19 protein-coding genes and 1 tRNA gene are annotated in these 19037 nt (G+C 61.1%); 17 read left to right on the forward strand and 3 right to left on the reverse strand.

The genetic code is table 11. The features are described from left to right. Positions 1-41 precede the first annotated feature (41 nt). Positions 42-2423, reverse strand: coding sequence for a DUF1631 family protein (locus BDD18_RS03410; RefSeq protein WP_142081400.1), 2382 nt, complete (start codon positions 2421-2423; stop codon positions 42-44). A 63-nt stretch (positions 2424-2486) separates the two neighbouring features. Beyond that, positions 2487-4148 (reverse strand): energy-dependent translational throttle protein EttA, encoded by a 1662-nt coding sequence (ettA, locus tag BDD18_RS03415; protein WP_044401746.1) that lies wholly within the window; start codon positions 4146-4148, stop codon positions 2487-2489. Positions 4149-4394: 246 nt separating this feature from the next. Between ettA and BDD18_RS03420 the strand changes: the two genes are divergently transcribed. From BDD18_RS03420 to BDD18_RS22255, 7 genes are all read left to right on the forward strand, one after another. Then, on the forward strand, positions 4395-6149 hold the full coding sequence (locus tag BDD18_RS03420) for a DEAD/DEAH box helicase (protein ID WP_142081402.1): 1755 nt from the start codon (positions 4395-4397) through the stop codon (positions 6147-6149). Between the two features lie 261 nt (positions 6150-6410). Then, positions 6411-8279, forward strand: coding sequence for a M14 family metallopeptidase (locus BDD18_RS03425; RefSeq protein ID WP_142081404.1), 1869 nt, complete (start codon positions 6411-6413; stop codon positions 8277-8279). Between the two features lie 189 nt (positions 8280-8468). Next, positions 8469-8545 (forward strand) — tRNA-Arg (locus tag BDD18_RS03430). A gap of 534 nt (positions 8546-9079) precedes the next feature. Next, positions 9080-10426, forward strand: coding sequence for a tyrosine-type recombinase/integrase (locus tag BDD18_RS03435; RefSeq protein WP_142081405.1), 1347 nt, complete (start codon positions 9080-9082; stop codon positions 10424-10426). A gap of 56 nt (positions 10427-10482) precedes the next feature. Further along, a complete protein-coding gene (locus BDD18_RS03440; protein ID WP_142081407.1) occupies positions 10483-10761 on the forward strand; it encodes a BrnT family toxin in 279 nt (92 codons plus the stop codon). Next, positions 10748-11029 (forward strand): BrnA antitoxin family protein, encoded by a 282-nt coding sequence (locus tag BDD18_RS03445; protein WP_142081409.1) that lies wholly within the window; start codon positions 10748-10750, stop codon positions 11027-11029. The genes BDD18_RS03440 and BDD18_RS03445 overlap by 14 nt, the downstream gene beginning before the upstream one ends. A 102-nt stretch (positions 11030-11131) precedes the next feature. After that, positions 11132-12079 carry a hypothetical protein gene (locus tag BDD18_RS22255; RefSeq protein ID WP_211360659.1) on the forward strand — a complete coding sequence of 316 codons (948 nt, stop codon included), beginning with the start codon at positions 11132-11134 and terminating at the stop codon, positions 12077-12079. Positions 12080-12197: 118 nt separating this feature from the next. Here the strand turns inward: BDD18_RS22255 and tnpA are convergent, their stop codons facing one another. Next, on the reverse strand, positions 12198-12629 hold the full coding sequence (tnpA, locus tag BDD18_RS03455; RefSeq protein ID WP_026437438.1) for an IS200/IS605 family transposase: 432 nt from the start codon (positions 12627-12629) through the stop codon (positions 12198-12200). Positions 12630-12847: 218 nt separating this feature from the next. Here tnpA and BDD18_RS03460 point away from each other — a divergent pair, with 218 nt between their 5' ends. The 10 genes from BDD18_RS03460 to BDD18_RS03510 all read left to right on the forward strand — a co-directional run bounded on the left by BDD18_RS03460 (position 12848) and on the right by BDD18_RS03510 (position 19036). Beyond that, positions 12848-13108 carry a hypothetical protein gene (locus BDD18_RS03460; RefSeq protein WP_142081411.1) on the forward strand — a complete coding sequence of 87 codons (261 nt, stop codon included), beginning with the start codon at positions 12848-12850 and terminating at the stop codon, positions 13106-13108. Beyond that, positions 13105-13506: a hypothetical protein gene (locus BDD18_RS03465; RefSeq protein WP_142081413.1), complete on the forward strand. Its 402-nt coding sequence runs from the start codon at positions 13105-13107 to the stop codon at positions 13504-13506. Before BDD18_RS03460 ends, BDD18_RS03465 begins: the two co-directional genes overlap by 4 nt. Then, positions 13503-13958 (forward strand): hypothetical protein, encoded by a 456-nt coding sequence (locus tag BDD18_RS03470; protein ID WP_142081415.1) that lies wholly within the window; start codon positions 13503-13505, stop codon positions 13956-13958. The genes BDD18_RS03465 and BDD18_RS03470 overlap by 4 nt, the downstream gene beginning before the upstream one ends. Before the next feature lies 1 nt (position 13959). Further along, a complete protein-coding gene (locus tag BDD18_RS03475) occupies positions 13960-15192 on the forward strand; it encodes a plasmid recombination protein (RefSeq protein WP_142081417.1) in 1233 nt (410 codons plus the stop codon). 16 nt (positions 15193-15208) lie between these two features. Further along, complete coding sequence (locus tag BDD18_RS03480) at positions 15209-15658, forward strand: hypothetical protein (protein WP_142081419.1); 450 nt, start codon at positions 15209-15211, stop codon at positions 15656-15658. Between the two features lie 10 nt (positions 15659-15668). Continuing rightward, positions 15669-15980 (forward strand): HGGxSTG domain-containing protein, encoded by a 312-nt coding sequence (locus BDD18_RS03485; RefSeq protein WP_244938973.1) that lies wholly within the window; start codon positions 15669-15671, stop codon positions 15978-15980. A 676-nt stretch (positions 15981-16656) separates the two neighbouring features. Next, positions 16657-17088, forward strand: a complete 432-nt coding sequence (locus BDD18_RS03495; protein ID WP_142081422.1) for a hypothetical protein — start codon at positions 16657-16659, stop codon at positions 17086-17088. 740 nt (positions 17089-17828) lie between these two features. Further along, positions 17829-18032 (forward strand): hypothetical protein, encoded by a 204-nt coding sequence (locus BDD18_RS03500; RefSeq protein ID WP_114654915.1) that lies wholly within the window; start codon positions 17829-17831, stop codon positions 18030-18032. A 2-nt stretch (positions 18033-18034) separates the two neighbouring features. Beyond that, complete coding sequence (locus BDD18_RS03505) at positions 18035-18244, forward strand: hypothetical protein (RefSeq protein ID WP_114654914.1); 210 nt, start codon at positions 18035-18037, stop codon at positions 18242-18244. A 3-nt stretch (positions 18245-18247) separates the two neighbouring features. After that, positions 18248-19036: a hypothetical protein gene (locus tag BDD18_RS03510; RefSeq protein ID WP_142081424.1), complete on the forward strand. Its 789-nt coding sequence runs from the start codon at positions 18248-18250 to the stop codon at positions 19034-19036. Position 19037 lies beyond the last annotated feature (1 nt).

Consider the following 19037-nt stretch of genomic DNA (forward strand, 5'->3'; position numbering starts at 1 on the left):
CCAAGCCCCCTGCGACTGGCGTGCCTTGCGGCCCGGTTGAATCAGCGGCCTTTGGAAACCTTGGGGGGAGTGCGGGACAGGTCAGCCGGTGCCGAATTGGCACTGCGAGACGAGGGCTTGTAGCGAATCACGCGCAGCGTGCCTTCGCTGGCGAGTTTGTCGCGCATGCGGCGCGTCATCGACTGCGTGCTGCCATCGGGCGAGGTGAAAAGGAACAGCGTTCCGTTGGGACTGGTCCAGGTGAGCTGCGTGCGCACCGGGCGCTGGTTGGAGATCAATTCCACCCACGCACCCACCACAAAATTGGCAAATGGGTCTTCAGCCAAAGCTGCAGCCTGGCTGGCGGTGGGCTGCAGCAGCGCCTGGCTGCTGTCCTCTTCCGGCGGAAGTTCCGAGCCCATGCTGTCGCCAGGCTCGGCTACTGCATCGCCCTGTGGCAATGGAATCGAGATGCCAGGCGCTGGGGGAGCTTCAAAGGCCGCCTGGTGCAATGCCACCAGCCTGGCAATGAAAGCGCTGGCCTTGTCCGCCGGGTAATCAATGGAGCGCAGACCTTGGCGCAACTTCGCCAGCATGTCAGGGATGGCGTGGGTCAAGCGCTCCGGCTCCAGCCGGGTCAGTTCGGGCTGGGCACTCCAAAGAAGCAATGGCACCAGCGCCAGGTATCCCGAGGGGTCATCTTGCTGCCCTTCGGCGCTCACCTGCGCCAGAGACACCACGTCTGCCCAAGGGCCCGCAGCAAAATCCAGAATATCGGCAGGCACATTGCCTATGTCGTGCAGCTTGCGAATATCGGCCGCCACACGTTCAGCCAGCATGGCCCGTTGCTCAGCCCGCTGACGTGCCTGCTGCCCTGCCGCTTCCTGGGCCTTCTTGCGCTGCTCCTGGGTGTCCCACGCGGAGTACAGTGCCCGCAGAACGGTCTCGAAAGGCGTGGAGTCTTTGATCTGGCTGGCCGCCAAATGGGCCACGCCTTCATTCACCAAGCGCACAAACTGGGCAAAGCCCGGCGCATCTTCGGTAGTGAACGCCAGACTACGCTGCGTGATCTCATCCAGCAGGCGCCGCGCCGGATGGCCTGCATCCGTAAAGAAACGCGGGTCAAAGCGCACCAATTGTTTGAGCGGCTCCTCCAGCTTCTTTACGGCGAGCTGCATGGGTGGCAGCAGCCGCGCGTCTTGCGCCAGCGTCGCCATCATGTTGGCCACCACGTCGGCCGCCACCGCAGGGGATTCCGTAGGCGCCACAAAAGGAACCGTGTAGATGGGTTGTGCCAACTGCACTGGCGCACGCCAGGCGGACAACGGCGCCGCCGCCTGGGCCCCGCCCGCCAGGCGGTTTACCAGCCGTTCCAGCTGGGCCATGTCTTCCATGGCGTCAACGGCCACGGCAGGAATTGCTGCGTAAGCAGATCCCAATGGGCCAGGAACGCTGGGCACGGCAGCCGGGGCATCCTGCCAGCGACTGCCTGGTTGCGCGATCATCTGGGGGGCAACATCCCCGTAACCGGGCGGATTGAACGGGTCGGCTCCAGCCAGCATCTGGCGCAGCATGCCCACGGTCAGAATGGCTTCCTCCGCCTCTGCCGCCAAGGGGGACTGCTGGGAATCGCCCTGCCACCCGGTAGGTGCACCCATGCCACGGTTGTTGTACCCGGAAGCCCCACCGTATCCGCTGGTGTGCCCGTAGCCCGTGGCATAGCCACCGCCGTAACCCGTGGCCACAGGCTGGGGAGCGCCGTAGCCTGATCGGCCCACCGCACCGCCGGGAATGCCCAGCACCGCGTATCCCACAGGCTGCACGCCCTGGTCACGCAGCATTTTGGCCATGCGCTGGTACTCACCCTCCAGCAACTTGCCCAAAAGGCCTCGCATGTGCTGCATCCAGAGCTGGCGCACCTCAGACGTGGCGCCCGTTTCAGACACAACCCGCTGCAATGCACGGATGTAATTTTCGGGACGCAAGGGGTTGCGCTCGGGCTGCACGCTGCGCAAGCCCTGCGCGGAGCTGACCAGCGTATTGAGTTCTGACAGTACACCTTCGGTCGCATGGGCCGCCAGTTGTTGCGCGCGAGCCAGTTCCACCTGGTCTTGCACTTCGCTGTCGTCCATCAGCGATAGCTCGCCGAAGTCCATACCAGAGGCATCTGCCGGGCGAACCTTGGCGTTGGCAGGCCCCTCCGCAAAGATCTCCAGCAGCGCCATGGGGTAGCCCTTGAGCAAGGCTGCCTCATGCTGCTTGAGCGCATTCAGCGCATCACTCAGATTGTTGCGCTGCTGGATATTGCGAACCGAGGACTCTTCCTGGGTCAACGCATTGCGCGTGACCTCCACCAGTTTGCCCATGAGCGACTCGCCTTCACGCACCGCACTGACAACGCAGGCGCGGAAGACGGTTCTCAGATCGAGCGCTGCCTGGGACATGGTGAGTGAAAGAAAGAGAAGTTTTCGGATGCAATCCTACTTGACCTGCGGGCGTTGGGGCGCTTACTTGAGCGCCTTGTAACGCATGCGCTTGGGCTTCGCACCTTCTTCGCCCAGGCGCTTTTTCTTGTCGGCTTCGTACTCTTGGTAATTGCCGTCAAAAAACGTCCATTGGCTGTCACCTTCGGCGGCCAGAATGTGCGTGGCAATGCGGTCCAGGAACCAGCGATCGTGGCTGATGACCAACACCGTACCCGCGTATTCCAGCAGGGCATCTTCCAGGGCACGCAGGGTTTCCACGTCCAAGTCGTTCGATGGCTCGTCCAGCAGCAGCACGTTGCCGCCCTGGATCAGCGTTTTGGCCAAGTGCAGACGACCGCGCTCACCACCGGAGAGCATGCCCACCTTCTTTTGCTGATCTCCACCGTTGAAGTTGAAGCGGCCCGCGTAAGCACGGCTGGCCATCTGGAACTTGCCGATGTTGATGATGTCCAGACCGCCGGAGATGTCTTCCCAGACGGTTTTATCGTCCGACAACGAATCACGCGACTGGTCTACGTAGGCCATTTTCACGGTAGAGCCAATGATGACTTCGCCTGCGTCAGGCTGCTCACGGCCTGCAATCAGCTTGAACAACGTGGATTTACCGGCACCGTTGGGGCCGATGATGCCGACGATGGCGCCTGCAGGGATGTTCATGCTCAGGTTGTCGATCAGGACGCGATCACCAAACGACTTGGTAACGTTCTTGAACTCGATGACCTGGGTGCCCAAGCGGTCGGCCACAGGAATGAAGATTTCCTGCGTTTCGTTGCGCTTTTGGTATTCGAAATCGCTCAATTCCTCGAAGCGGGCAATACGTGCCTTGCTCTTGGCCTGGCGGCCCTTGGCGTTCTGGCGCACCCATTCCAGTTCCTTCTTCAGGGCCTTGGCGCGGGCTTCTTCACCCTTTTGTTCAGACTCCAAACGGGCCTGCTTCTGGTCCAGCCAGGTGCTGTAGTTGCCCTTGTACGGAATGCCGTGACCACGGTCCAGTTCCAGAATCCACTCGGCGGCGTTGTCCAGGAAGTAGCGATCGTGGGTGATGGCCACCACGGTGCCGGGGAAGCGGTGCAGGAACTGTTCCAGCCAGTCCACCGACTCAGCGTCCAAGTGGTTGGTGGGTTCGTCCAGCAGCAGCATGTCAGGCTTGGACAGCAACAGGCGGCACAGCGCAATGCGACGCTTTTCACCGCCGGAGAGCACGCCCACCTTGGCGTCCCACGGAGGCAGGCGCAGGGCGTCAGCTGCGATTTCCAGTTGGTGCTCGGAATCTGTGCCAGCGGTGGCAATGATGGCCTCCAGACGGGCCTGCTCTGCAGCCAGGGCGTCAAAGTCAGCATCGGGCTCAGCATAGGCGGCGTACACCTCTTCGAGCTTGGCCTTGGCAGCAAAGACCTCGCCCATCGCCTCTTCCACGCTTTCACGCACGGTGTGCTCTGGATTGAGTTGAGGCTCCTGGGGCAGGTAGCCAATCTTGATGCCAGGCATCGGGATGGCTTCACCCTCGATCTCCTTGTCCACGCCGGCCATGATCTTGAGCAGCGTTGACTTGCCCGAGCCGTTCAGGCCCAGCACACCAATCTTGGCGCCGGGGAAAAAGCTCAGGGAAATGTCTTTCAAGATCTGGCGCTTGGGGGGCACCGTCTTGCTGACGCGATTCATCGAATAAACGTATTGGGCCATTGCTTGTCTAACCTGCGAAAGTGGGCAGAAATTCTGCGTTCAAACCGAGATTATCGGCCCATGCGACAATAGACGCCGTAATGGGCTCCAGTTGCTCATCACATCAGCAGTTTGCTGGGGACGATGGAATCTCTCTTTCCGGGCTCCCACCTTTGAACCTCATCTGCCTGAGACTGGCTCGGCAACCCTCTCGCGGTTGCGACGACAGGCCGATACCCCGCGCCCCGGACGGGTGCAATCAATGACATGAAATTTGAAGAACTGAATCTGGCCCCTGCCATCCTGAAGGCTGTGCTCGAACAAGGCTATGAGACACCGACCCCCATTCAGGCGCAGGCAATCCCCGCCGTGCTTGAAGGGCATGACCTTCTGGCCGGGGCGCAGACCGGCACCGGCAAGACGGCTGCGTTCACCCTGCCGATGCTGCATCGCCTGAGCCAGGGCACAGCCCCCAAGAGCAAATTTGGCGGCAAGGGCATTCGTGCGCTGGTACTCACACCCACCCGTGAACTGGCCGCTCAGGTCGAAGAGTCGGTGCGCGATTACGGAAAATACCTGGACATCAACTCGACCGTGGTGTTTGGTGGTGTGGGCATGAACCCGCAGATCGACCGCATCAAGCGCGGGGTGGATGTACTGGTTGCCACACCCGGGCGTTTGCTCGACCTGCAGCAGCAAGGTTTCCTGGATCTTTCCACGGTTGAAATTCTGGTGCTGGACGAAGCGGACCGCATGCTCGACATGGGGTTCATCCATGACGTCAAGAAGGTGCTGGCTTTGGTGCCCAAAGACAAGCAAAGCCTGCTTTTCTCTGCCACGTTCAGCGATGAAATCCGCGAGTTGGCCAACACGCTGCTCAAGAACCCCCAAAGCATCCAGGTCACGCCCAGCAACACCACGGTGCAGCGCATCACCCAGGTGATTCACCCCGTGGGCCGTGGCAAGAAAAAGCAGGTGCTGTTGCACATCATCCAGCAGCACAACTGGAGCCAGGTGCTGGTGTTCACCCGCACCAAATTCGGCGCCAACAATGTGGCTGAGTTCCTCACCAAGAATGGCGTGAGCGCGATGGCGCTGCACGGCAACAAGAGCCAGAGCGCCCGCACCCAGGCATTGGCAGGCTTCAAGAGTGGCGAGATCCGCGCCCTGGTAGCCACAGACATTGCTGCCCGCGGGATCGACATCGACGACCTGCCACACGTCGTGAACTACGAGATTCCCAACGTGTCCGAGGACTACGTTCACCGCATCGGCCGCACGGGCCGGGCGGGCGCCACTGGCGAAGCAGTCAGCCTCGTCTGCATGGACGAGGAAGGCTTCATGATGGACATCGAGCGCTTTACCAAGCAGCAAATTCCCGTCCAGGTCATTGAAGGCTTTGGCCCTGAGCCAGGCGAAAAGGCCGAGCCTATCGCCATGGGCCGCCAGACGATCTGGGGTGGTGCAGGCAAGCCACCGAGCCGCGAAGTGATGCAGGCCGCAGCCAAGGCCGCTCGCTCTGAAATGATGGACCGCATTCGCACCAACAAGGCAGCCCAGGGCCAAGGCGAACGCAGCCCTCGCCAAGGCAATGGCGGCGGTGGACGGTCTGGGAATGGCAGCGGCCCACGCGGCCAAGGCCCGAACGCAGGCGGAGGCCGTGCTGGCCAAGGTGGTGGTGCAGGTCGCGGCAACGCTCAACCGGCATCTGCACGCAGCCGTGGCCCACGCCCAGACAATTCCCCTCGCTACGACGATGCACAGCCTCCACGGGCCAATGCGCATCTGGGAACCCACCTCGGACATAGCAACCCCGTCCATCGCAATGGAGGCCACGGCGCGGGTGGACAACCCGACCCCATGCGTACCAGCGTAGACAGCATGGCCGAACGCGGTCGCCGTGGCGGCGGAGGTGGATACCGTAGCGGCGGAGGCGGGTACGGTGGTGGCGGTGGCGGCGGCGGCGGCCGAGGCAACGGACCACGTGGCTCTGGCGGCCCTCGCGGTTCATTCAATCGTTAACCACTCCCCCCGATCAACGCGCCCAGCTCCCATTTTTGTGTGGGAGTTGGGCGCAGTTACATTGGGAGAGGCTTTCACACCAGTGCACTCAGAGCCTGCCTTCGTTCCACAGCAATCAAATGAAGCCATCCAAACCATGAGGCTCATAGCTGAATGGAGGAGCACAAGATAGTGAAGACGCGCAGCGAGGGCGCGCCCAGCGCCAACAGGTAACATCCACAAAACCATGACGACACCAGCGCCCACAACGGCCCTCGAACCATGACCTTGCGTGATCCCTCCCCCGCCCTCAACCAACAACCCGTCACCAAGGCTCCCTATCGCCTCAGCGCTAGGCGACTCAATGTCATGGCCGCGCTACTCGGGGCGGCGACACTCCTTGGTGCATGCAGCAGTACCCCGCTACCGCCCTGGCCTGCAAACCCTTCGTCGGCTCCACAAGCCCAGGCCCCCGCACCGCTTCCACGAACAGCAGCGAAGCCCGCACCACAGCCCTTGGGCGCACCTGCCCGCGTCGCAGAGCCAGTCGCAACGCCCGTTGCCCCCACGCCAGTCATCGTCAGCCGCAACGAAGATTCGCTGACGCCGCCGTACAACGCGGCAGTAGCGGCTCGTTTTCCTGAACCGACCATCCAATACAGCACCCCTGGCCTGGGCAAAGACCGCCGCGCTTTCACAACCAATGCCGAATTGGCCCAATGGCTGAAAGACTTGGCTGGCATGCGCCCAGCCAATGAGGCCCGCCCTCACCTGATCAATCTAGGTACCTCCCAACGCGGCACACCCATCCTTGGATTGCTGCTGACGCGAGCCAAAAGTCCCACCCCAGCGGTCCTGGAATCCGCCGGTCGTCCTACGGTGGTACTGGTGGGGCAGCAACACGGTGATGAACCCGCAAGCGCCGAGGCGCTGCTAGTTCTGGCCAGAGAGTTGGCACCAGGCGGTCTGATGGAAACACTGCTGGACAAAATCAATGTGATTGTTGTGCCACGAGCCAACCCTGACGGAAGTGAAGCGGGCACGCGCGTCACCGCCAATGGGATCGACATGAACAGAGACCATCTGCTCTTGCACACACCAGAAGCCAGAGCCATTGCGCGTCTGGTACGCGACTATCGCCCCATACTGGTCATCGACTCGCATGAATACACAGTGGTCGGCCGATTCCTTGAAAAATTCAACGGCATCCAGAAGTACGACGCACTCCTGCAGCACACCACCACAGCCAACTATCCAAAATTCCTGACCAAGGCCTCGCTGGAGTGGTTTCATGGCCCCATGGTTGCTGCATTGAAGGACCAGGGCCTGAGCAGTGAGTGGTACTACACAACCTCCACCAACCGGGACGATAAATCCATCTCCATGGGTGGTACCCAGCCAGATACCGGGCGCAATGTGCATGGTCTGAAAAATACCGTCAGCCTGCTGGTAGAAACGCGGGGAGTAGGCATCGGTCGCCTGCATGCCCAAAGACGTGTGCACGCCCAGGTCGTGGCCATGACAAGTGCTCTGCGCAGTGCTTCAGAAAAAGTGGGACCCTTGGAGCAGGTTCGCTCCTTTGTCGTCAAAGACACATCTGCCCAAGCCTGCCGCGACCAAATCATCGTGAATGCGGCGGCAACACCCACTCAACGAGATCTCACCTTTCTGGATCCCACGTCGGGCGAAGACCGAACTACACGCGTCGATTGGAACTCATCGCTGACGCTGCGAACCCTTCAAGCCAGAGCTCGGCCTTGTGGGTACTGGCTCGACGCCAGTGCGACTTCTGCAGTAGAACGCTTCAAGCTTCTGGGCATTCAGGTCATGCGCGTGGCAGAGGCTGGCTCACTTTTAGTTGAAAAATACGAAGAAACTGCCCGTGAAGTGAGCGAACGGCGCGATGTGCGTGGAGGTATCGCTGGAAACGGTGAAATCATCCGAGTCAAGGTCAACCCGGTGCGCGCAGCGATGGATGTTCCTGCGCAGAGCTATTACATTCCTCTGAATCAGCCCCTTGCAAACCTCGCTGTCGCGGCACTGGAGCCCGACACGCAAAACAGCTATTTCGCCAACCGCCTAGTGGACGACTTGAACCACACTGCCCGCGTGATGGCGACGCCAGCATTGGTGTTTGAGGAAATCGACTGAACGAAAGACTACCAGGCGCAGGTTCCACAACCTGGTGATCCATTGACGGATTGTTTAGGGCTGCACTCACCGCTGGGCTTGCTTCGGTGGTGCCTGTAGCGGGTTATCATCGCAGCTTGCGACGGTAGAGCAAACTTGCTCCATCTTGGAGAATTTGGATTATCCCCAAGTCCACCGCCACATCCCAAACTGCCCGTAGCTCAACCGGATAGAGCAATTGCCTTCTAAGCAATAGGTCGGGGGTTCGAGTCCCTCCGGGCAGGCCAAGAGCCTTCTACGCTTCAAACCAAAACCCGCACACCTCAGGCGTAGCGGGTTTTTTTTGCGCCTCACCATGTTCAATGTGATGACCGTTCACCGTTGGCAGAGCATGGAGAGACAACACGCAGGACCAAAGAACTGTGGCGTTGCGATTGGAACAACTCATGAAGCACAGTCACGCCAGTCGAGATGTCAGAAATTACATCACGCCCATACCCGACGATGCGATGAGCCCGTAAAGCGAAGCTAAAAACAAAAAAGCCTCTGTGGGGTACCACAGAGGCTTTTGATCGCTACATTTCACATCCTAGTGAAACAACATATTTTGGGGTGGCTGATGGGGCTCGAACCCACGACAACAGGAATCACAATCCTGACTTTTTAGTATTTCACCCCGTTGATTGATGCTGATAGAATCAATACAAATCAACAACTTAGACGTAAAGCACTGGACAAGTAAACAGCCTTATCGTTGATTGAAATTCGGTAATTTCTACTGAATTTGCCTACAGATTGCCTACAGATTTCAAGGGGGCACCATGAGCAAGCCACAAAACCGCGTGAGGCTTACCGCTGGCAGGGTTGACGCCTTCACCTGCCCGGCTGGTAAATCCCAGGCTTTTCTATGGGACACCGAAGCCCCAGCACTGGCGCTGCGTGTGACGCCTACGGGCCGTAAAACCTACGTGTTTGAATCGCGCTTGAACGGGGCAACCTTGCGCCTGAGCATCGGCACTGCCGCCGACTGGCCGCTTGAAAAGGCCAGAGGCGAGGCACAGCGTCTAAAGGTGCTGGTGGACAGTGGTACAGACCCCCGAGAGCTAGAGCGCCAGCAACAGGCCGCCCAGGCCGCCGAAAGGGCCGCAGCCGTTGCAAAGGTGAAAGCCGACAAAGTGGCCGCCGTAACCGTGGGCGAAGTCTGGGCGGACTACCTAGAAAAGCGCCGCCCGTTTTGGGGTGACCTGCACTACCGTGACCATATCGACAAGGCAAAGGCCGGTGGCCTGCCATCGGGCCGCCGTGGTGGTGGCAAGCAACTGACCAAGCCGGGGCCGCTGGCCGCACTGATGCCGCTGGCGCTGAAAGACCTTGACCAAGCCACGATAGAGCGATGGGCCGCCAATGAAGGCAAGACCCGCCCCTCATCGGCCCGGCTGGCATGGCGACTGCTGACGGTGTTTTTGACGTGGTGCGCAGAACAGCCGGAATATGCCAACCTGCTGCCCGACAAGAACCCCGCCAAAACCAAGAAGGCCCGCGAGGCATTGGGCAAGGCCGGGACGAAATCGGACGTGCTACAGCGTGAGCAACTGGCCGCATGGTTTGCCGCTGTGCAGCAGATACAGAACCCGGTTATTGCCGCCTGCCTGCAAATGATGCTTCTGACGGGTGCCCGCCCTGGCGAAGTGCTGGCGCTGCGCTGGGAGGACGTGAACACGCAATGGAAGGGAATCAGCATCCGCGACAAGGTGGAAGGCACACGCGAGATTCCCGCAACGCCTTATATGCTGCACTTGCTGGCCGCCCTGCCCCGCCGCAATGAATGGGTGTTCTCCAGCCCCACAAGCGCCAGCGGGTGCCTGACCGAACCAAACAACCCGCACACACGCGCCTGTGCCGCCGCTGGCCTGGAGGGCTTGACCCTGCATGGCCTGCGCCGCTCCTTTGCCAGTCTGACCGAGTGGCTGGAGGTGCCCGCCGGAGTGGTGGCGCAGATTCAGGGCCACAAGCCCAGCGCAACCGCTGAAAAGCACTACAAGGTGCGACCGCTGGAACTGCTGCGCGTACACCATGAGCGCATCGAGGCGTGGATTCTGGAACAGGCCGGGATTGTGTTTGATGCCAAGGCCGAACCGGGCAAGCTGCGCGTAGTAGGTGCTGCTTGAAATAACGCAACTACAAATAATCCTTGAACTTCAAATAAACGTAGCTACACTAAACCATGAATGTGACGTTCGACCCGGCAAAAGATGCCGCCAATATGGCAAAGCATGGCGTCTCACTGACCGAGGCAGCAGGCTTTGAATGGGGAACCGCCGTAGTGTGGCCGGACACGCGCCGGGACTATGGCGAGGCCCGCATGGTGGCGCTGGGGTACATCGGCCTGCGCATCATGGCGCTGGTGTTTGTTGACCGGCCCCCAGAGCAGCCGACCGAGCGCCGCATCATCAGTTTGAGAAAGGCCAACAGCCGAGAGGTGAAACGCTATGCCGAAACTTAAAGCCGGAACCATCCTGCCCACCCCTGCCGAGGATGCCGCAATTACTGCCGCTGCGCTGGCAGACCCTGATGCCGTACCTTTCACCGATGCCGAATGGGAGCAGGTCAAGCCGCTGGTGCGTCGTGGCCGCCCGCTGGGCAGTGGCACCAAAGCCCAGGTAACGCTACGCCTGGACGTGGAGGTGTTGGAGAAGTTCAAGGCATCGGGTGATGGCTGGCAAACCCGCATCAATGAGGCCCTGAAAAGCTGGGTGCGCACGCACGCCTGACCGTTTCGCCCCAGATAGGCCGGGCCGCAATCCTGCCGAAAAGCCAGTCCCCCCGCTGGCCTGCTGGGGCTCCTGATACCGGGGTGCATCGGGGGATGCTCAGTGGAATTGCAGTTCAGCAAAACAGACCTTGGACGCCTGGTTCGCGGGGATTGGGAGCTTGTTTGTGGTCGCTGGGAGCAGGCAGACCGCATCGGGAAGTGGCTGACCATCAAGAGCGACGGGCTGTACCTGAACGACTGCGAAAAGGCTCCCAAGCCTTGGGTGCATCCTGGCCGCGAAGGGCTGGTGTTGCCACTGCCAACCTTCACCTTGGAGCAGTTCAAGGCGTTTTGCGATTGGCACCCGACGTTTGAATGGGAAGCCATCGAATCGGTGTTTACGAACGACGACGGCACACTTGATGAGGGTGCGCTGAAAGAGCTGGCGAGTCGTGGCGAGGCTGCTGCTGCCATGGTTTGTGGTGTGCTGGCAGGCGCGGACGATGAGTACCTGACAGCGTGGGAAACAAGCTGCCAGATTGATGAATGCAGAGCGGAGATTGCCGAGCTGAAAAGCCTCAAGCCGACCACAATCACCGAGCGAGCGATTGCCAAACAGGAGTTGGAGAAACTGGAAAGCAGGCTGACTGCGCTGCTGAACCCCGATGCCGAGCCGAGCACAACCGAAAGCCTAGAACCCGCAGTACCAGCGCAGCAACAGCCCGAGCCCGCCGCAGTAGAGGCTTCGCCAGTGCAGCCCCAGGCCGCACCGCCCGCGCCAGTGGTGGCAGACAGCGCCAGCACTGCGCCCGATTGGACAGTTAGGAAGCCCCAGCGATACAACGGATATGCCGCACCCCTGCATCGCCTGCTTGCCGCCGCGCATCGGGACGGCAATCCGTGCCCGACCGCCCGCGATGTGGTGGAGGCGTGGCGCAACAACGCCCCCGCCGAAATTGCAAAAGTGCTGCCGGACGGGTTCGATTACTACGACGCCAAAGGCAACACAAAAACAGCCGACCTTGAAGCAATCCGTAAGGCAATCGGACGGATGAAAATCGCCCGGTAAGCGCCCGGTAACCATCCCCCGGCAAAGCCGGGGGCATTCGGGATGTGAGCCGCTCAAAGCGGCTGTAAGGGGTCGCTAACGCGGCCCCTCATTCTTGGGGCCACCTATCGGTGGCTACTCACCTCCATAGACCGAGTTGGTCCAACCTCTCGTCTTCCTTCTCCTGGTTTCGGATGTACTCCCGTATCACCGCTTCGTCGCGTCCCACCGTCGAGACGAAGTACCCTCGCGCCCAGAAGTGCTGACCCACGAAGTTGCGCTTTCGCTCTCCGTACACCCGCGCAAGGTGGATTGCGCTCTTGCCTTTGATAAAGCCCACCACCTGCGACACCGAGTACTTCGGTGGGATCGACAGCATCATGTGCACGTGATCGGGCATCAGATGCCCCTCTTCAACCCTGCATTCCTTTTGCGCGGCCAACTTTCTGAATACCTCACCCAGGTGTTCGCGTAGCTGCTTGTACAGCGTTCGCCTTCGACACTTGGGGATGAAGACCACGTGATATTTGCAATCCCAGGCCGTGTGACTCAAACTTTCATACTTGTCCATCGTGTTTCTTCCTTTCGTTTGCTTGGCGGCTCACGATTGAAAGTCTCTACGGTGGACAACCTCCTGAAAAGTCAAACTTCTACTGCCTCCCCGGCAGAGCCGGGGGGCCTCCTTTTGGTAGCTAGAGCCGATAAGCGCCCGCCAGAGCCGACAGGATAGGGGAAACACACACCCCAGAAAAATCATCGCTGCATACCAACTTTACGGAATGCAAAGCGATGAAAGCCAGCACAACCCAACACAGCGCAGACACCCGCAGCGCTGTCACTGAGCCCCAACAGTTCCCCCCGCTGGAACAGGTCAACCGCCCCACGGTGCCGACCGAGCAAGCCGCCCATTACCTGCTGCGCCGCCCGCAGACCTTGAGGGGCTGGGCCTGCGCCGAAACATTCCCTGATGGCCTGCGCCCGGTGCGCATCAATGGCCGCTTGGGCTGGCCGGTAGCTGGCATCCGCGCCGCGCTGGGGGTGGCAGCATGAGCACGACCACCATCTACACCCACCCGGACGGGCACGAAATCACCGTGGGCGATGGACTCCTGACCGCCTGCACAAGCGACGGGTTTGCACTGTCTATGCCCATTGGCCCGGCTGGCCTGCGCGATGTGGCTGCAAAGCTGCTGGCGCTGGCCGATGCAGACGAGGCCGATGGGGCTGAACGTGCCGGTGCAGCATTGGGCGGCGAGTTGCTGGCCGAACTGCTGGCGCTGCGTTGCAGCCCCCAGGCCGATGCACTGCGCCACGTTCACGGCAAGCTGCTGGCCCTGCACAAGCTGGAGCACTTCGACCGCGCCGCTGGTGGCTTCGCAGTGGCACTGGTTGCCGTGCTGGTGCTGGGCATTGCGAACCTGCCGAAGTTTGAAGGGGCGAAGCAATGAAAAAAGCCCCCGCTATGAAGCAAGGGGCCGCCGTGGCAGGCACTCCGATTTTCCCTCAAAGAACCAACACCGTTATCGCCGAAGTTTTGGCCCGGCTGCTGCGTGGCGAAGTGCTCACGTCACTGGATTCTGTTTTTGATTCCAGCACCACGCGCCTGAGCGCATTCATTTTCACCCTCAACGGGAACGGCTGGGAGATTGAATCGGAGCCCTTCGCCGCCGGTTGCAAAGATGGCCGGGTTTCGTGGCCGCACAAGTACTACCTGCGCACAGAGGTGATTGCGAAGGCTGGCCCAGGCGCTGCCGCATGGTGCGCCGCCGTGTTCAAAGCCCGGCGCGATTTACGTCGCAAGGCCGCCCAGGCCGAGCGCGAGGCCGCACGGCTGAACGCCATGCGACGCGCAAGCCGTGTGCATCCGGGGCAGCAGGGGTTGTTTGAGGCGGGCTTCTGACATGGCCGCAGACATTGCCTACTTCGCGGCAAAGACTGTCAGCATGAGCAAGGTCAACGGGCGCAAGCCCTGCGACCTGCTGACTGCCGCCCGCCACAACCTGCGCGAGATTCAGGCAGAGCTTGGCAGCGTGGGCCGGATTGACCCAGGCCGCAGCGCCACGAATGCCATCCTGGCAGGCCCAGCCGAGGCCGCCCAGGTTCAGGCCCTGGCCGTGGACTTGCTGGCCGCTGCTGGGCTCAAACCTGCTGCCATGCGCCGCGACCACGTTCAGGCGCTGGAGTTTGTTTTCAGCCTGCCGCCATCGTGTGGGGTTGACCCTGCCACCTACTTTGCCCGCTGCCTTGCGTGGCTGATGGAGGCTCTGCCGCTGCCGGTGCTGTCTGCCGTGAGCCATGCCGACGAGCTTGCGCCGCACCTTCACGTTCTGCTGCTGCCGCTGGCTGATGGCGTGCATGTGGGGGGCAAACCCGTGGAACGCCCCAAGCTGCTGCGATTGCGCGATGGCTTTTTCAACGTGGTGGCCGGGCCTGCCGGATTGCAGCGCGAGTCGGCCAAGCTGCGCGGACAGGCCAAACGCTGGGCAGTTACCGCCGTCCTGACCCGCTGTGAAGCGATGGGACTGCCTGCCGTCAATGGCCCGCTATGGCCGGTGCTGATGGCCGCCATCGAGCGCGACCCGACCGCCGCCGTGCGTGCGTTGGGGATTGAACTGAGCGCCCAAAAAGACCGCCAAACCCAGGCCGAGCCAAACCCTATAGGGATTGAAGGAACCACGATGAGCAGCAAAGCAAACCCTATAGGGATTGAAAAACAGGGCGAAAAAATCCAATCCCTATCCTGTGTAGGGATTGACTCAAAAACCCCCCTCAAAACAGCCCCTGCGTCCCGCCCAGGCCGAGCACCAGCGATGCCAGAACCGGCCCACAAAGACAGTTCGGGCGCTGGTGCTGATGGCATCGGGAAGCGCAACGTCATCGAATCGCTGGACGACCTTTGGCAGCGTGTCGGCATCCGTGCGATGGCTCTACCCAAGATTGGCCGCGCCGGGGCTCTGCTGGCCGACAAGACCGCCGCCGGACGCACCGACCGCCTGAGCGTGGCGCGGGCCGCCCAGCTTGAGGCCATCGCCCGGCAGACCCGCAAGCAGCCTGCGCCCGTGCTGGCCGACCCAGACGACGACCGGCATGTTGACCGCAGCGAAGCCCAAGACCTGCACGCCTGGAACGATTGAACCCGAGGACACCACCATGACCACCAAACTGACCCACCACCACTTGAGCGCCGAGCAGGTAAACGACGAGCACGGCACGGCCATCATGCTGACCCAGCAAGACGGGATTGAAGAACCGCAATCCGTGCTGGTGCATCCGTTCCAGCTTCGGGCAGTCTGTGAACAGTTCGGCATCATCGCCAGTGACACCCGTGCGGCAAAGACCATCGCCACATTGCAGCGCCGCATGGTGGGACTGCGCGACCGTATCGACAACTTGGCCGACTGGATGGCAAATCACAGCGACCACGCGCACGCCGACCTGAGTTATGAAACGACCCAGCTACGTGCGCTGCAAGACCTGGCGGGCGAGTGGTGTGCGGACTTCGAGGAAGGCTTACCCGAAGGCTTTGGCGAAGGCCCGCAACAACAGACCACGCCGCCCGAGTGCACCAGTGCACCCGCCGCCCAGGCTTCATTGCTCTGAGGAACTGGACATGACCGATGCAGAACGACGCCGCATGTGGCGCAGCTACGTGGACGCCTACTTTCGAGCGCAAGGGGCGTGGGAGGCCGCAGGAAGGCCCTTTCCGCGCCCGCCCATGCCTACCCAGCCAGAAGCGGTGCAGGGGCTCCAATGCGGTGCTACGACGCGTGCAGGCACCCCATGCAAACTGACCGGGCTCTACAAGTCGGGCCGCTGCAAGCTGCATGGGGGTATGTCCACCGGGCCGAAAACCGATGCAGGCCGGGAGCAATCGCGCATCAACGGGGCCAAGGGTGGCAGGCCGCGCAACCCAAGCCCGTGAAGGGTTATGGAAAGCTCACTTTGGGGTCACTGCTGCGTTACAGTGTCTGTGACGCTTAGTTTTCCTTTGCTTTTATGCCACTCCAACCAACCAGCAAAGGCCGTAGCCCTGAGCCCGCAGAGGCAGTGACTCATGGGAATTACGGCCCTGCGAGTCACAAGCCGCAAGTACCAGCAGGCGATACGCAATACGACTCTGGTTGGTACAAACGGAATACTGAAATAGAGACGCGCAAGTGTGGGTTGCTGAATAGAGCCATCGATGTGTTTTGTGATTTCATCGGCATTCACCGTGCTGGCGCACCGTTTAGAAACCGATTGCGGGATTGAAAAGACTTGCTTTAAGGGGCGGTATCGAGCCCAGGTATCCACGGAAAAACACTTTCCTGAAAACCGTAACTTCCGCTGTAGCAGCAAATGCGCTACTTGCGTATGTGTTTCCAGTCCTAGTTTCGAAGGTGTTTCCACAAAAAAATGATGTTCCTGCCGGTACGCATCGACCAAATACGCGAGGCCGGTACGCATGAAAGCATCACTTTGGCATCACCGCCCGGTCACCGCTTGGTTTCCCGTGGGTGCCACTGGGTTGCCACTGGGTTTACAGACTGCACAAAGCCTAAGCAGGAAATCACGCTCTGCTTAAAATTTAGGCACCCAAACCAACCCGAAGCAAAGCGATGCGCCTGAACCTGTCCGATGCTGTGGATGACCTGGCACCGCCGCCTCCGCCGTGCTTTTTCAACCGCAGCAGTTGGATGCTGTACCTCAAGAGCGCAGCCGCAGCGCAGAACCACAAGGGTAGCCAGCCCGTCATCATCGTGGCCGCTGATGGCGAACCGGCATTCAATACCCGCCTGAACTACTGCGCGGACTGCACCCAGGCAAAGAGCCTGGAGATGCAAGGCAAGGGCCGGTGCAACCCCTACCACCTGAGCGATGACCCCGAGCCGGTGCCTGCTGGAGGGTGGCAGGCCAGCGACACGGCAGCACCACCGCGCACCAAAACGCAACAGGCCCAAGACCTACCCGTGAGCCAAGCACTGCGCTGGCAGGATGCCTTTGAGCGGCTGGTGACGCACCTGCTGGCGCTGGGTGCCCGCACGGTGTGAGCATGTTCCGCGCATGGCCCAGGCATGATTCGAGCGTGGGGCAACAGTTGCCGCCGATGCCCAGCGCCCCTATCGAGGCTGGCTTTGCGCCCATAACACGCCGAGAACGATGATGTGGAGTCCGATGGTGCCACTGCGGGTAACGCAGACGGCACCTACGCACCTGAGTCCTCTGGTATTCGGAATCAGGAGGGAGCGGACCGCCCCAACTCTACCCCAGGCAACCACATATGTCAGATTGGGTTTCGCTTTTTGGCGCTGCCAGCAAAGCGGTAATCCAGACTTTGGGTTGCTCCGAGTGCGACGACTGGCACCACTCGGTATGTGGTCAGAATTCGCCTGACCGGCAAAGCAATGTGGTGTGCCCCTGGCGCGACGATGAACACCGCCAAGTATGTGAACCGGGTGACACAACTCGCCGGTTCGGCACGGCCAGCAGTTTACGAGGTTCGATATTGGCCGACACAACTTGCCGTGCTACAGTTCGCTCAAGCCGAAAGGCTCGGTGCGTTCAAACACCACATCCGAAGCGGTAGCAGCCCCCACCGATAAGCGGGGTTTTGTCATGCCCAAATTCTGGGGCCGGTGCGCCTGCACTTGTCTCCCATGGTTTCGGGCGGGATGGGCTTACCCGCAAGGATGGCCGCACGGCTTCGGACGTGTTTGAAACATCCCGCCCACCTGCTGCGCGTTCAAACGCAAACGGTGGATTCCTTGCCACTCCCGAAGGAGCCAAGACCATGACCGCAATCACTGAGCGCAAACCCGCGCCCAGCACGTCCACACCGGACACCATCCCCACCGCCAACCTGACCGCCGTTCTGGCCGCCTTCAACGCGGCAAACCTGGCATCCAACTACATCGAGCGCGGCAACTTCGCCGCTGCCCGCCGCAAGCTGGTGCAGGCGCTGGCATCCATCGGCCAACTGCAAGCGGGGGGCTGACCATGAGCAGCACTACCCACACCGCCCACCCCCAGGGCGAGGCCGCCGCATTGCGTGAAGCCCTGCGCCTGGCACTGGCCGCGCTGGAGAAGGCCCTTGATGACGGCTGCGCCATCGAAGCGCACGACCGGATGACGATTGACGGCGACACCTGGACTTTTGGCGGTATCTGCGCCCTGGCCCATGACGCCCTGACCAGAAAAGGGGATTGAGCCATGGCGTACTTCATCCCCGCAGATACCCCACTCAACCCGACCGAGGCCAGAGCCCCCGCAGCACCCGCCGCTGGGCCATGGACGCCCGCCAACCACATCAAAGATGGGGTGACCAAGCCCATTCGCTTGCTGGCGCTGGGCACAGGGGAATACGGAAAGACCGCGCTGCTGGAGTTCCCTGGCGGCTGGCAGCGCACGATTGACCTGCCCACCGAGGCAGACGCTTGGCACCCGTTGTTCTCTGAGCTGCCACAGGCAGATGTGCAGCGACTGCGCAAGCATGTGGCCCACCCCATCATCCGCCACCCAGACGGCACCCGCACGCGCCGAGGGGCTCTGTCCTTTGTCACCGAGGAAGTCGGCCCAGCAGGCGGATACAAAGCAGAGCGCTGCTTTGATGTTCCCCAAGAGGACTTCTACTCTGGGTGCGTCACGGGCTACCGCTGCGCCGCTGAACTGCTGGAGGCCCTGGCGCGTGGATACGGGCCGCACATCATCAAGCAACACGTCATCAAGGAAGCACTGCAAGCCAGTGGTGAACCCTACAGCAAGCCATCCCGGCGCGGTGCAGGTTCCGCTTTCATGGAGATTGTCGGTGAGGCCCTGACTTTCATGGCCCGACACTCCCTGCACGGGCAATACATGGCCGCAAAGATTGCCGAGGCCGAGCGCTTGCAAGCAACCATGGCGGAGCTGGACGCAAAAGAGAAGGCCGCTTTCGTGGAGCGCATGAAGGCCGTCAGACTCAGCAAAGCACAGCGTAGAGTCAGCACCACGGCGCAGCACTGAG

It is taken from the genome of Acidovorax temperans (assembly GCF_006716905.1).
Lineage (GTDB): Bacteria > Pseudomonadota > Gammaproteobacteria > Burkholderiales > Burkholderiaceae_C > Acidovorax > Acidovorax temperans.

Coding starts and splice junctions, on each gene's coding strand:
- tnpA (WP_026437438.1), bottom strand. CDS start 12,629: ATGGACAAGTATGAAAGTTTGAGTCACACGGCCTGGGATTGCAAATAT.
- BDD18_RS03460 (WP_142081411.1), top strand. CDS start 12,848: ATGAAAGCCAGCACAACCCAACACAGCGCAGACACCCGCAGCGCTGTC.
- BDD18_RS03445 (WP_142081409.1), top strand. CDS start 10,748: ATGCCGAAACTTAAAGCCGGAACCATCCTGCCCACCCCTGCCGAGGAT.
- ettA (WP_044401746.1), bottom strand. CDS start 4,148: ATGGCCCAATACGTTTATTCGATGAATCGCGTCAGCAAGACGGTGCCC.
- BDD18_RS03465 (WP_142081413.1), top strand. CDS start 13,105: ATGAGCACGACCACCATCTACACCCACCCGGACGGGCACGAAATCACC.
- BDD18_RS03420 (WP_142081402.1), top strand. CDS start 4,395: ATGAAATTTGAAGAACTGAATCTGGCCCCTGCCATCCTGAAGGCTGTG.
- BDD18_RS03500 (WP_114654915.1), top strand. CDS start 17,829: ATGACCGCAATCACTGAGCGCAAACCCGCGCCCAGCACGTCCACACCG.
- BDD18_RS03475 (WP_142081417.1), top strand. CDS start 13,960: ATGGCCGCAGACATTGCCTACTTCGCGGCAAAGACTGTCAGCATGAGC.
- BDD18_RS03495 (WP_142081422.1), top strand. CDS start 16,657: ATGCGCCTGAACCTGTCCGATGCTGTGGATGACCTGGCACCGCCGCCT.
- BDD18_RS03435 (WP_142081405.1), top strand. CDS start 9,080: ATGAGCAAGCCACAAAACCGCGTGAGGCTTACCGCTGGCAGGGTTGAC.
- BDD18_RS03485 (WP_244938973.1), top strand. CDS start 15,669: ATGACCGATGCAGAACGACGCCGCATGTGGCGCAGCTACGTGGACGCC.
- BDD18_RS03425 (WP_142081404.1), top strand. CDS start 6,411: ATGACCTTGCGTGATCCCTCCCCCGCCCTCAACCAACAACCCGTCACC.
- BDD18_RS03480 (WP_142081419.1), top strand. CDS start 15,209: ATGACCACCAAACTGACCCACCACCACTTGAGCGCCGAGCAGGTAAAC.
- BDD18_RS03410 (WP_142081400.1), bottom strand. CDS start 2,423: ATGTCCCAGGCAGCGCTCGATCTGAGAACCGTCTTCCGCGCCTGCGTT.
- BDD18_RS03470 (WP_142081415.1), top strand. CDS start 13,503: ATGAAAAAAGCCCCCGCTATGAAGCAAGGGGCCGCCGTGGCAGGCACT.
- BDD18_RS03510 (WP_142081424.1), top strand. CDS start 18,248: ATGGCGTACTTCATCCCCGCAGATACCCCACTCAACCCGACCGAGGCC.
- BDD18_RS03505 (WP_114654914.1), top strand. CDS start 18,035: ATGAGCAGCACTACCCACACCGCCCACCCCCAGGGCGAGGCCGCCGCA.
- BDD18_RS03440 (WP_142081407.1), top strand. CDS start 10,483: ATGAATGTGACGTTCGACCCGGCAAAAGATGCCGCCAATATGGCAAAG.